This is a genomic window from Streptomyces sp. NPDC005141 (assembly GCF_053599975.1).
This window is the reverse complement of the sequence record NZ_JBSFYW010000031.1, coordinates 90401-103004: the sequence shown is the minus strand read 5'-3', so window position 1 is coordinate 103004 and position 12604 is coordinate 90401. Positions and strand designations below refer to the sequence as shown.

The window sequence follows — 12604 nt, the reverse complement described above, 5'->3', positions numbered from 1 at the left end:
TTTCTTGCCCCCACCCCCCCCTACTAAACACTTGCTTTTTCTATCACAAGCTATTCTGGTTGTTTTTTACTCCCCGCCCGCTCACCGGCCACTCCCGGTTGAAATCCCGGTCAGGCGCCGTTCCGCGGGCGTTTAGAAGAACCCGAGCTTCTTCGGTGAGTAGCTCACCAGCAGGTTCTTCGTCTGCTGGTAGTGCTCCAGCATCATCTTGTGGTTCTCGCGGCCGATCCCGGACTGCTTGTAGCCACCGAACGCGGCATGTGCCGGATACGCGTGGTAGCAGTTCGTCCAGACCCGGCCGGCCTGGATGGAGCGGCCGGCCCGGTAGGCGGTGTTGATGTCCCGCGTCCACACGCCCGCGCCGAGTCCGTACAGCGTGTCGTTCGCGATCTTGATGGCGTCGTCGAAGTCGTCGAACGACGTCACCGAGACGACCGGGCCGAAGATCTCCTCCTGGAAGATCCGCATACGGTTGTCGCCCTCGAAGATCGTCGGCTGGACGTAGTAGCCGCCCTTCAGCTCCCCGTCGTGCTCGATGCGTTCACCGCCGGTGAGCACCTTGGCGCCCTCCTGCCGGCCGATGTCCAGATAGGAGAGGATCTTCTCCAGCTGGTCGTTGGAGGCTTGGGCGCCGATCATGGTGTCGGTGTCGAGCGGGTTCCCGGGCTTGATGAGCTCGGTGCGAGCGACCGCCGCCTCCATGAACTCGCGGTAGTGGCCGCGCTGGACGAGGGCGCGCGAGGGACAGGTGCACACCTCGCCCTGGTTGAGCGCGAACATCGTGAAGCCTTCGAGCGCCTTGTCGCGGAAGTCGTCGTTCTGCGCCCAGACGTCGTCGAAGAAGATGTTCGGGGACTTCCCGCCCAGCTCCAGCGTGACCGGCTTGATGTTCTCCGAGGCGTACTGCATGATCAGCCGCCCCGTGGTGGTCTCACCCGTGAACGCCACCTTCGCCACCCGGGCGCTGGACGCCAGGGGCTTGCCCGCCTCCACGCCGAAGCCGTTGACGATGTTCACCACACCCGGCGGGATGAGATCAGCGATCAGGCTCATCCAGTAGTGGATGGACGCCGGTGTCTGCTCGGCCGGTTTGATGACGACCGCGTTGCCCGCCGCCAGCGCCGGAGCGAGCTTCCACACCGCCATCAGGATGGGGAAGTTCCACGGGATGATCTGCGCGACCACGCCGAGCGGCTCGTGGAAGTGGTACGCGACGGTGTCGTCGTCGACCTCGCCGAGCGAGCCCTCCTGGGCGCGGATCGCCCCCGCGAAGTAACGGAAGTGGTCGATCGCGAGCGGGATGTCGGCCGCCAGGGTCTCGCGGACCGGCTTGCCGTTCTCCCAGCTCTCGGCGACCGCCAGCTTCTCCAGGTTCGCCTCCATCCGGTCGGCGATCTTGAGCAGGATGTCGGCGCGCGTGGTCACGGAGGTGCGACCCCAGGCGGGAGCCGCCGCGTGTGCCGCGTCGAGCGCGCGTTCCACGTCCTCCGCGGTGCCTCGCGCGACCTCCGTGAACGGCTGCCCGTTCAACGGGCTCGGGTTCTCGAAGTACTGCCCGCGAGCCGGCGGAACGTACTCCCCGCCGATGAAGTGGTCATACCGCGCCTGGTAGGAGACGATCGCGCCCTCGGAGCCGGGCGCCGCGTAACGGGTCATGCTGTCTGCCTCCCGGAGAAGCGCTGCCCGCCGTTGGGCAGCTCTCGCCGCGAGGCTAGGAACCCGGACGTTGCAACCACGTTGCGCTTCCCCGGAACCGCCCGTCGCGCCCCGCGGACGGGGCTGCGCCCTCTCCGTCAGCGCGGCTCCGGTCGCATACGGCCCTTCCGCGCGGAGCGCGCCCATCCGACCGGTGCGGCCTGCTCGGACTCCAGCTCCGCCAGGCGCGCGTGTACGGCCGCGGCCGGGCGCACCGCGGACAGTGCCCGCCAGACGTCGAGATCGTCCTCGCCCCACGGCGCACGGACCCAGTCGGCGAGCAGGTCGGGGTCCCGCCGGGCGATGAGCGCCGTCCGCAGCCCGTCGGCGATCCTTCGCCGCAACCGCACCACCGCCGGCGCCGTCGAGGCCGGCAGCAACGGACCGGCGTACACCGCCGCGGCCGCCGTCACCGCGCCGGTGCCGAGTCGTCGCTCCACCACCGTCACGTCGGACTCGACCGGCAGGGTGAGCCGGTAGGGCCGCGAACCCAGCATCCCCGGACCGAGGATTCTGCGCAGCCGCGCCAGCTCGGCGCGCAGCGTCACCGGCGTCACCGACTCGTCCTCGTACAGCGCGCACAGCAACTCGTCGCCCGTCAGGCCCTCGGGATGACGGGCCAGCAGCACCAGGATCTCGCTGTGCCTGCGGCTGAGTCTGATCTTCCGCCCCTCCGCGACGAGTTGAGCCTCGTCGCGCCCCAGCGCGGTCAGTTCGAGGGCGCCGGCCATGGCCTGCGGCGGTGCGAGCAGCGCCAGATGGGCCTCGGCGGCCCGTGCCACCGCCTGCACGAAGGCGAGGCTGTGCGGATGCGCGAGCCCGTCCCCGCCGGTGATGTCGACCGCGCCGAGCACCCGCCCGGTGCGCGGATCGTGCACCGGGGCCGCCGCGCAGGTCCACGGCTGTACCCGCCGGATGAAGTGCTCGGCCGCGAACACCTGCACCGGACGGTCGACGGCGACCGCCGTGCCCGGCGCGTTCGTACCGACCGCCGTCTCCGACCACCGCGCGCCCGGCACGAAGTTCATCCGTCCGGCCTGCCGCCGCGTCCCCGGATGGCCCTCGACCCACAGGAGCCTGCCCTGCGCGTCGCACACCGCCAGAAGGTGCTCCCCGTCCGACGCGAACGTTCCCATGAGCTCCCGGAACAGCGGCATCACCCGGGCGAGCGGATGTTCCGCGCGGTAGGAACCGAGCTCCCCGTCCATCAGTTCCACGCTCGCGGTGCCGTCCGGGACGACACCCGCCCGCGCCGAACGCCGCCATGAGTCCGCCACCACGGAACGCACCGGCCGTGGCACCGTCCCGGCCTCGGTGAACGACTCGTATGCGCGACGCAGCAGCCGAACCCGCTCGGCGGGGTCGGTCCCCGGTTCCAGGGCCACCCAAGGATCGGTCAACTCGGCCTCCCGGAAGGCGATGCGGCTGGGTCCCATCGTCACTCCCGGTGCGGGCCCCGACAACCCGTGTGACGCGCACCTTCCGGTCGGTGCCTCCGGTCGGGCCTCGCGGCGCCCGCCCGGGCCCACCGCGAGGCCTCCCCGGGTCAGGCGAAGTTGACGAGCCTGATGTAGCGCGTCCAGTCCCAGTTCGGCCCGGGATCGGTGTGATCCGTGCCCGGCACTTCGTAGTGACCGAGGATGTGGGCGCGGTCCTTGGGAATCCCGTACTGGTCGCAGATCGCGGCGGTGAGCTTGGCGGACTCCTCGTAGAGGGCGTTGGTGAAGTAGGCGGGCTTGTCCACCCAGCCCTCGTGCTCGATGCCGATGCTTCTGGTGTTGTAGTCCCAGTTGCCCGCGTGCCAGGCGACATTGCGCTCTCTCACGCACTGGGCGACATGGCCGTCGGCCGAGCGCACGACGTAGTGCGCGGACACCTTCTTCTCCGGATTCTGGAAGATGGCCAGGGCGTTGGCGTACGCCGTCTGTGTCACATGGATGATCACATAGTCGAGCTGGTAGGTGTCGGGGCGATCGGACACCGTGTAGTTGGAGCTGGTCGCCGGAATCCACTCGGCGCCCGGATAGTCGACGGCCGCGGTCTGCGCCGTCGCCCTGACCTCCGGGAGTAACGCGTAGGGGAGGGCGGCGAGGGCAGCGCCCTTGAGCAGCCGCCGCCGGCTGGGGAACGACCGTGCTCGCTCCATGGAGTGCTGGCCTTTCGTCTGTGGGGGTGGGGTGGGGTGGGGTGGTGGGGGTTGTGAGGACGGATGTCGGGGGCTTGAGGGTGGATGTCGCTGGGAGCTGGGAGCTCGGGGCCGGGAGCTGGAAGTTGGGGGCCGGGGCCCGAGGCGGGAGGCACAAGTCGGGTTCGGAGCCCGGAGCCTGCGGCTCTCGGCCTCGGGAGATCGGAGCCCTGAGCCGAGGCCCGGAGCTCTGAGCCGAAGCCCGAAGCCCGAAGCCCGAAGCCGGGAGCCCGGAGCTCGGAGCCGGGAGCTCGGAATCGGGGGCCGGAGGCCCGGAGTCGGAGCGTCGGAATCGGCGAGTCGATCCGGGTTCCCGCGCGGGCCGCGCGATCAGTGCCGGAGCGCCGCGGCCGTCTCGCGCAGTCGGGCGTGCAGTCCGCGATGGGTCTCACGCGCGGGCAGCCATTCCTTGCGCAATTTCGCGACGCACGTGTAGTTCGTGTCGCAGACGTTGGCGACGGGTGACTCGACCGTCTGCGTCGCGAACTGGTACGCGTCCAGCTCGCTGAACCCGTAGTCGCGTACCAGCCACTGCACGAGGTCGAGCTGAGATATCCGGAAGGCGTCCTCCAGGGGCCGTGCCGAGCCGGTCGAGATGATGTGGGTGTCGGACTCGATGCGCGGCCAGGGGGTGGCGACTCCCTTGAGGAGCTCGACGATCACCACCGTGTTCATCGCGCACTCGACGGCCACTCCGCAGGTCTCGCCCTCGCCCTGCCGTGCGTGCCCGTCACCCAGACTGAGCAGGGCCCCCTCGACGTTCACCCCGAGATAGCAGGTCACCCCGGCCCGCATCTCCGGCGTGTCCATGTTCCCGCCGTGCGCGTCGGGGACCAGGGCGGAACGCACCTCCAGGTTCGCGGGCGCCACACCGACCGTGCCGTGCATCGGATCCATCGGCAGCTCGATCCGGATGTCGCTGTCCCGCGCGCTGAACAGCGCCGTTCGCCGCTGCCGGTCGAGCTGCCAGATCCAGACCGTCTCCGGCAGCGCCGGCTGAAGCGTCGCGGTGGTGTGAGTGGAGGTCAGGGCCCCGAAGAGGGGGACAGTCGTCGACGCCGCCCAGTCACGGGCCGGTTCGATCGAGACGAAGTGGACCGCGACCGTGTCACCCGGTTCCGCGCCTTCCACATGGAAGGGACCGGTCTGCGGATTGAGGAACGGGAACTCGCACACCTCGGACACCAAGTCCTTCTCGGAGCGCACCCGTCCGGCGAAGCAGTCCTCGGTATAGAGATCCAGCACGGTGCCCGGCTCGATCCGTGCCACGGGCGGTGCGCCACCGAACGTCCAGGCGAACTCGCCCGGTGCGGGCCGCACGGTCAGGATCCGGGGGTCGCTCATGGCTGCACAGCTCCGCTCTGCCGAGGGGCGGGGGTGAAGGTCTCGAGGTGGACACGGGCGGTGCCGGCTATCCGCCCGGGGTGGCGGAGCAGGATGATCAGTATCACGACACCGGCTGACATCCGGACCGCCACGACCGGCCCGGCGTACGACAGGGGCGCGGTCGGCCCGGTCATGAAGGCGCGGACCGGCAGGCCCGCAACCGTCGGCGGCGCGAGGACGAAGAAGATGACACCAGCCAGCGGGAAGACCCGGATGCGGCCCAGCGCGAAGGTCGTTCGCGTGGAGAGGGTGGTGCATCTGTCGGCATCGGCGATCGTCGAGCCGACCACCGTGAGGAAGACAAGCATCCAGAACAGCGCCTCCGACATGTGCCCCCCCGATCCGCCCGGAATGCAGCCATCGGCAGGACGGCTGCGCCTCGCGTGAATTACGGTACGGCGCCCGCCGGTTGGGCTGGAAGAACGAGGTGTGAATCGGTGGACAGCCCGCTGATTGTGGACAAGGCGATCACCCGCTAGGGGGAACGACTCGACTTTCGCCGCCTACGACCGTCCGGCCACCGCAGCCGGGTCGTCGAGCACCCCTCGCACCACCGAGTGAGCCGCACCCAGCAGTGGTCCCTCGGATCCCAGTCGGGAGACGGACACGGCGCAGGCGGGACCCGCTGTGCGTCGAGCCAGTTCGCCCTCCAGCGAGGGAAGCAGCCACGGTGCGAGACCGGCGAGCGCCCCGCCCAGCACGACCGTCTCCGGGTCCAGCAGGTTGACCGCTCCCGTCAGGGCGATTCCGAGCGCGGTTCCGGCGTCGCGCAGGGCGCCGCGTACGTCCGGATCGCCCTCGGCGGCACGACGGCCCAGCAGCCCGACCCTGTCCTCGCCCGGTTCCAGGCCGGCGGCACGCAGAACGGCCTCCTCGCCCGCGTACTGTTCGAGGCACCCGCGTCCACCGCAGGGACACTCCGGTCCCTCCGGACGTACGGGCACATGCCCCAGTTCGCCCGCGAAACCACGGGTCCCGCGCAGCAGCCGCCCGTCCACGAGCACCGCGGCGCCGATGCCGATCTCCGCCGAGACGTGCAGAAAGTCGCGCGGGGTCGCGTTACCGAGCCAGAGCTCCGCGAGACCGCCGAAGTTCGCCTCGTTGTCCACGGTCAGCGGCAGTTCCGAGGGCAGCAGCGCGCCGAGGTCCGTGTCGTGCCAGTCGAGGTTCGGGGCGCGGACCACGGTCCGGGCGTCGCGTGCCACGAGTCCGGGGACGGCGACGGCGAGGCCCGCGGGCCACAAGCCCTCCCGCTCGGCCTCGGCGACGACCTGGCGTACCAGCGTGGTCAGCTCGCGGATCACCGGCTCGGCCGGCCGGCCGCGGTTCGTGCCATGGCGTACAGCCCGGGCCCGCACGGCGCCGCGGAGGTCGACCGCGCACACCGCGAGATGGTCGACGCCCACCTCCGCGCCGATCCCTGCGGGACCGTGCGCGCTGACGGCGAGCGCGGAGCCGGGGCGCCCCACTCTGCCCGGCCGCTCGGGTCCCAGTTCTTCGAGGAGCCCGCCGCGGATCAGTTCGTCGACCAGGGTCGACACGGCCGCCCGGGTCAGACCGATGTGGGAGGCGACGGCGGCCCGCGACAGCGGCCCCTCGGCGCTGACGGTGTGCATGACCCGGGAGAGGTTGCGGCGGCGCATGCCCTGCTGGGTGTCGGGCAGCCGCCGGCCGGAACCGGCGGGGTGGGCCTCGTGCAGCGGTGCGGTCATGCCTCCGTCAATCCTCGTCCGGCCGTTCCAGTCGGCCTCTCGGTGCCGGTCCCCACATGGCGGTCCCTCGTCGTGCGGGGGCCAGTGGGGTGGCCTCACCGCCGGTACCGCTCACGCGGGACCGGTACTCGTGGGAGCCGGTCCCGCCGGGGCGGCATGATCGGTCCTGGTCAGTTCCTGTTCGGCTCCCGTTCGAGCAGTGGGGCCGCGTCGGAGAGTACCCCGGTGATCCTCGCGAGTGTCTCCTCGTCCCGCTCCACGGCGTCGAGCACCGGCCCGTGGGCGGTGCCCCAGCGACGGGCGACGGCCGCCGGGTCCTCTCCCGTCAGCAGGCCCGCCGCCTGGGCGGCGGCGCCGAGCGCGACCAGTTCCCTGGCCTCGGGCACCTGAACGGGCCGACCCGAGAGTCGGCGCACGGTCTGCTGCCAGGCCTTGCCCCGCGCGCCGCCGCCGATCAGCAGCAAGGGCGCCGAGAGGTCGGCGTCCGCGTCCAGCACCAGATCCAGGGCGCCCAGCAGGGCGTGCACGGCGCCGTCGTACGCGGCCTGGAGCAGCTGTCCGCCCGTCGTGTCGTGCCGGAGCCCGTGCAGCAGTCCCGAGCCGTGCGGCAGGTTCGGTGTGCGCTCACCGTCCAGATAGGGCAGCAGCGTCACCGAGGCACCCGGCTCGACGGCCTCGCGGTCGAGACCGAGCAGCGCGGCGATCCGGTCGACGGCCAGCGTGCAGTTCAGCGTGCAGGCCAGCGGGAGCCAGTCGCCGCGCGCGTCCGCGAACCCCGCCACCGTGCCGCTCGGGTCGGCGGGACGACGCGTCGAGACGGCGTACACCGTGCCCGAGGTGCCGAGGCTCACGACCGGGGTGCCGGGGCGCAGCCCGAGGCCGAGCGCGGCGGCCGCGTTGTCCCCGGTCCCGGCCGCCACCAGGGTGCCCCGGGAAAACGGGAGCTCGCCCCTGGCGTGCACCGTTCCGGCAACCTCGCCCGGCCGGACGACGCGGGGGAGCAGGGCGGGGTCGAGACCGATGTGGGCGAGGACCTCCTCGTCGTACGCCTCCGTCCCGGAGGACCACCAGCCGGTGCCCGAGGCGTCGCCGCGATCGGTGGTGCCCTGCCCCGTGAGCCGTTCGGTGAGGTAGTCGTGGGGCAGGCGGACCGCCGCCGTCGCCCGGACGGCGTCCGGCTCGTGTTCGGCCAGCCAGGCCCACTTCGTGGCCGTGAAGGACGCGGCAGGCACGCTGCCGGTCCGATCGGCCCAGGACTTCGGGCCGCCGAGCTCCTCGACGAGCCGACGCGCCTGCGGTGCCGAGCGCACGTCGTTCCACAGCAGCGCTGGGCGTACGGGCTCGCCCCGCGCGTCGAGCGTCACGAGCCCGTGCTGCTGCCCGCCGATCGACACCGCCGCGGCCTCGTGCGCGGCGTCACCGCACTGGCGCAGCGCTTCGCAGAGCGCGTCCCACCACTGGCGGGGGTCGCTCTCGCGGCCCGCCCCGGTGGAGACGGTGTGCGGCGCCTGTCCGCTCGCCACCACCTGGCCGGTCGACGCGTCGACGACCAGGGCCTTGGTGGACTGGGTGGACGAGTCCACCCCGACGACGAGCGGACCCTCGGCTGCTGACATCGGGCTCTCCCTCTTCCGCGGCTCCGCGGGATCTGTCCTGGTCACGGGGCTGTCCGGGCTGCCACGGCCCGGGTCCCGCGCTTCGTCCCTGGACCGACGTGACCAGGGTTTCGTACTTCGTCTCTTCCCAGAGAAGCGTCCGCATACTAATTTGTAAACTGCCATGACGAAATAGTCGGAGCTAGCAAGGAGCCGCGACATGAACTACCAGCCCACCCCCGAGGACAGGTTCACCTTCGGCCTGTGGACCGTCGGCTGGCAGGGAAGGGACCCGTTCGGCGACGCCACCCGGCGCGCCCTGGACCCGGTCGAGACGGTGCAGCGCCTGGCCGAGCTCGGTGCCTACGGAGTGACCTTCCACGACGACGACCTGATCCCCTTCGGATCCTCGGACAGCGAGCGCGAGTCGCACATCAAGCGGTTCAGGCAGACCCTGGACGCCACCGGCCTCAAGGTGCCGATGGCCACCACCAACCTGTTCACGCACCCCGTCTTCAAGGACGGCGCGTTCACCTCGAACGACCGGGACGTGCGCCGCTACGCGCTGCGCAAGACCATCCGCAACGTCGACCTGGCGGTCGAGCTCGGCGCCGAGACGTACGTCGCCTGGGGCGGCCGGGAGGGAGCGGAGTCCGGGGCTGCCAAGGACGTACGCGCCGCCCTCGACCGCATGAAGGAGGCTTTCGATCTCCTCGGCGAGTACGTGATCTCGCAGGGCTACGACCTGAAGTTCGCGATCGAGCCCAAGCCGAACGAGCCGCGCGGCGACATCCTCCTCCCCACCGTCGGCCACGCCCTCGCCTTCATCGAGCGCCTGGAGCGCCCGGAGCTGTACGGCGTGAACCCCGAGGTCGGTCACGAGCAGATGGCGGGGCTGAACTTCTCGCACGGCATCGCGCAGGCCCTGTGGGCGGGCAAGCTCTTCCACATCGACCTCAACGGCCAGACCGGCATCAAGTACGACCAGGACCTGCGGTTCGGCGCGGGTGATCTGCGGGCCGCGTTCTGGCTGGTCGACCTTCTGGAGAGCGCCGGTTACGTGGGCCCGAAGCACTTCGACTTCAAGCCGCCGCGGACCGAGGACTTCGACGGCGTGTGGGCGTCGGCCGAGGCCTGCATGCGCAACTACCTGATCCTGCGCGAGCGTTCGGCCGCGTTCCGCGCCGACCCGGAGGTCCAGGAGGCGCTGCGCGCCTCGCGTCTGGACGAGCTGGCGCAGCCCACGGCGGAGGACGGCCTGGCGGGGCTGCTCGCCGACCGCGGCGCCTTCGAGGAGTTCGACGTCGAGGCCGCGGCCGCGCGCGGGATGGCCTTCGAGCAGCTGGACCAGCTGGCGATGGACCATCTCCTGGGCGCACGGGGCTGATCGGGCCCGCTCTCCAGGGCACGGACCCGCCTTCGGGCGGGTTCCGGTCCGCCCCTTCGGCCACCGGTCTCCGCGTGGATTTCACCGGAATCATGCGATCCACGGCATGAGTCCGTATCAACTTCCGCACAGGGGTCGCGCCATGACCGGTTCGAGGCGACTCTTGGCGGTATGGCCATGCCGCCCGTACCGCCTCAGCCTCCACGGTCGCCGGGAGGCACGCCGCCTCCTGGAGGTGATGTTCCGGACCCGCCGTCCGGGGTCTACGGCCCTCCGCCCTCAGGTGGTTACGGTCCTCCGTCCTCAGGTGGTTACGGTCCCCCGCCCTCGGGTGGCTACGGCCCGCCGTCCTCAGGCGGATATGGTCCGCCCCCGGGTGGCTACGGCTCTCCTCCGGCGGGAAGCGGCCTTCCCTCGGGGGACCACGGTTCGCCGTCACAGGGAGGCGATGGGCCCCCCGGCCAGGGCGGCGGGGGGTGGCCGCCACCGCCACCGCCGCCTCCAGGACCGCCGGGCGGGCCCGGCGGTCATCGCGGAGGGCGGCGCCGCAACACCCTGGCCCTCGTCATCGCCGTGATCGTCGGCGTCGGAGTCATCGTCGCCGTGGCGGTGGCGGCCGCCGGTGGCGGTACCAAGGACAAGAAGTCCCCCACCGAGAGCACAGGGCGGTCGCCGAGTCCCTCGCTGAGTCTGCCGTCCGCACTGCCCTCGCTTCCCTCGGGCCTGCCCAGCGTCGTGCCGTCGCTGTCCTCGGACCTGCCCACCGAACTCGTGCCCAGCGACCTGGAGTCGTTCCTCCCGTCGCTCGCGGACGACGAAGTGCCCTACTACATGCTCCAGCAGGGCGATTGTTTCGACATGGACGACGGCCTGCCCGGGCAGGCGGTCAAGCGCCCGTGCACCGAACCGCACGACGCCGAGGTCGTGAAGGTCGCCGAACTCAACGGCACCTACACGACGAACGCGGCTCTCAAGAAGGCCGCGTCCACGCTGTGTCAGGGGCCTCTTGAGCGCAAGGCGGCCCGCCAGGCCGCCGGGACGGTGCGGGACACGTTCGTGCAGTACCCGGACACCGGCGGCTACAGGATCGGCATCGACAAAGTCGCCTGCAGCCTCGCCGCGGACATCGGCAAGGGCACCCACAAACTCACGAAGCCGCTGAAGTGACCGGCACGCGCGCGTGGCCGCTGTCCATCCTCCACGCGCGCGTGCCGAGCCCAAGGGACCCGGGATCAGATCCCGCGTGGCAGTCGTACGTAGGTGACGCTCGTCTCGATACCGCTGTCCACGAGCCGGCCCTGCGCGTCGAAGGCACCGGTCCCGTCGGTCATCCCGAAGTCGTTGTCGTTGATGAGGGCGAGTGTGTCGTGGTCCACGCGCGCGACGCCCTCGATCTTGCCGGGGACCCCCGCGACGGTGCCCAGGTCGACGACCAGACGCTTGCCCAGCACCGGAACACCGGCCGATGCCGGGTCGTCCAACTGCTCCAGGGAGGGCGACGTCGTGTCGCTGTCCCACGGGCCGCCGAGGATGTCCGCGTCGCGCGTGAGCCGTACAGTCTGCAGACGGGCCGCCTTGTCGGTGCGCTCCTCGACGAGCAGCCGGTCGCGGCCGACGGCCACCACGGAGGAGATCTTCAGCTCGGAGGTGTCGTCCTCGCTCGGGTCGACCACGTTCACCGGGTCGAAGCGGTACGCGTACTCGGCGGTCACGGCCCGCTTCCTGGGTGAGAAGCGCAGCAGCCGCGTCGTGCGCGAAGCGTCTCCCGCGTTCCCGTCCGGCAGCGAGAGCGGACTCTGCAGGGCCATCACCAGGTCGCCGTCGGGGAGTTGGGCGAGCCCTTCGAGGCCTCGGTTGATCTTCCGGTGGAGCAGAATGGCGGGCAGCGCCTCGACGACCGGGTAGTCCGTGCCGGTGAGGCCGAGCCCCTTGGGCACATGGCGCATGAGCACCTTCCCGCGCGCGGAGACATGGATCAGCGACGGGCCGTACTCGTCGATGAGCCAGAACGAACCGTCCTTCGCCCGCACGATGCCCTCGGTGTCCACGCCGTTCGGGTTGTACGCGAGCGGGGTCTGCGCGTCGTAGGAGTACGGCGCCTCGTCGCGTCCCGCCTGGTTGGACAGCCCGGTGACCGGCTTCCCGGAGGACGTGGTGATCGGAATCGCGTCGAGCACCTTCACGCTGTCCCCGCGCACCCGGATCTTCACGATCGCCGGGTCGAAGCCCGGCACCGGGAACGTCCGTCGCTTCTTGCCGTCCACCTTGATCTGGCCGTTGGGCCCCCGGTCGGTGACCGTCCAGAACTCGCCCTTACGTCCGGCCGGGTAGAGGTCGCTGCCGATGCCGCCGAGGTCGACACCGCGGTCGTCGTTCACCGTGCCGGGCAGCAGTGTGTTGCTGAACGTGCCGAGGGGCAGGTCCCCGAGCGTCGCGGTGTGCGTCACCCGCGGCTGAGCGGGTCCGGACGTCGCGCTCGCCGTGCCGGCCACCACGAAGGCGGCCAGCACGGCGAGCGGCATGCCCAGCGCGACGGATCGGTGGACGTGGCGCCGGCCGACGGCATGCGGGGACATCAGGCCTCCTGAGGCACAAGTTCGTTGACAGCGGCAAGAGTTGGCCCCGGCGTCGAACGATGTGCGAC

The 12604-nt window shown here is 71.1% G+C and carries 10 protein-coding genes; 2 read left to right on the top strand and 8 right to left on the bottom strand.

Going from position 1 to position 12604, the window contains the following annotated elements; genetic code table 11:
• Positions 1-132: 132 nt before the first annotated feature.
• The 7 genes from exaC to xylB all read right to left on the bottom strand — a co-directional run bounded on the left by exaC (position 133) and on the right by xylB (position 8594).
• Positions 133-1656 carry an acetaldehyde dehydrogenase ExaC gene (exaC, locus tag ACWD68_RS23945; RefSeq protein WP_451808479.1) on the bottom strand — a complete coding sequence of 508 codons (1524 nt, stop codon included), beginning with the start codon at positions 1654-1656 and terminating at the stop codon, positions 133-135.
• Between the two features lie 137 nt (positions 1657-1793).
• A complete protein-coding gene (locus ACWD68_RS23940) occupies positions 1794-3131 on the bottom strand; it encodes a GAF domain-containing protein (protein WP_451808478.1) in 1338 nt (445 codons plus the stop codon).
• A gap of 110 nt (positions 3132-3241) precedes the next feature.
• Positions 3242-3841: an N-acetylmuramoyl-L-alanine amidase gene (locus tag ACWD68_RS23935; protein WP_451808477.1), complete on the bottom strand. Its 600-nt coding sequence runs from the start codon at positions 3839-3841 to the stop codon at positions 3242-3244.
• Between the two features lie 369 nt (positions 3842-4210).
• Positions 4211-5224 carry an acetamidase/formamidase family protein gene (locus tag ACWD68_RS23930; RefSeq protein WP_451808476.1) on the bottom strand — a complete coding sequence of 338 codons (1014 nt, stop codon included), beginning with the start codon at positions 5222-5224 and terminating at the stop codon, positions 4211-4213.
• Complete coding sequence (locus tag ACWD68_RS23925; protein WP_451808475.1) at positions 5221-5595, bottom strand: hypothetical protein; 375 nt, start codon at positions 5593-5595, stop codon at positions 5221-5223. Before ACWD68_RS23925 ends, ACWD68_RS23930 begins: the two co-directional genes overlap by 4 nt.
• A 174-nt stretch (positions 5596-5769) precedes the next feature.
• On the bottom strand, positions 5770-6978 hold the full coding sequence (locus tag ACWD68_RS23920; RefSeq protein ID WP_451808474.1) for an ROK family protein: 1209 nt from the start codon (positions 6976-6978) through the stop codon (positions 5770-5772).
• A 170-nt stretch (positions 6979-7148) separates the two neighbouring features.
• Positions 7149-8594, bottom strand: a complete 1446-nt coding sequence (xylB, locus tag ACWD68_RS23915) for a xylulokinase (protein ID WP_451808473.1) — start codon at positions 8592-8594, stop codon at positions 7149-7151.
• 199 nt (positions 8595-8793) lie between these two features.
• Between xylB and xylA the strand changes: the two genes are divergently transcribed.
• Complete coding sequence (xylA, locus tag ACWD68_RS23910) at positions 8794-9960, top strand: xylose isomerase (protein ID WP_451808472.1); 1167 nt, start codon at positions 8794-8796, stop codon at positions 9958-9960.
• A gap of 573 nt (positions 9961-10533) precedes the next feature.
• A complete protein-coding gene (locus tag ACWD68_RS23905) occupies positions 10534-11127 on the top strand; it encodes a hypothetical protein (protein WP_451808471.1) in 594 nt (197 codons plus the stop codon).
• Between the two features lie 65 nt (positions 11128-11192).
• On the opposite strand, the gene ACWD68_RS23900 is transcribed toward ACWD68_RS23905, so the two are convergent.
• Positions 11193-12536, bottom strand: a complete 1344-nt coding sequence (locus tag ACWD68_RS23900; protein WP_451808470.1) for an esterase-like activity of phytase family protein — start codon at positions 12534-12536, stop codon at positions 11193-11195.
• Positions 12537-12604: the final 68 nt, after the last annotated feature.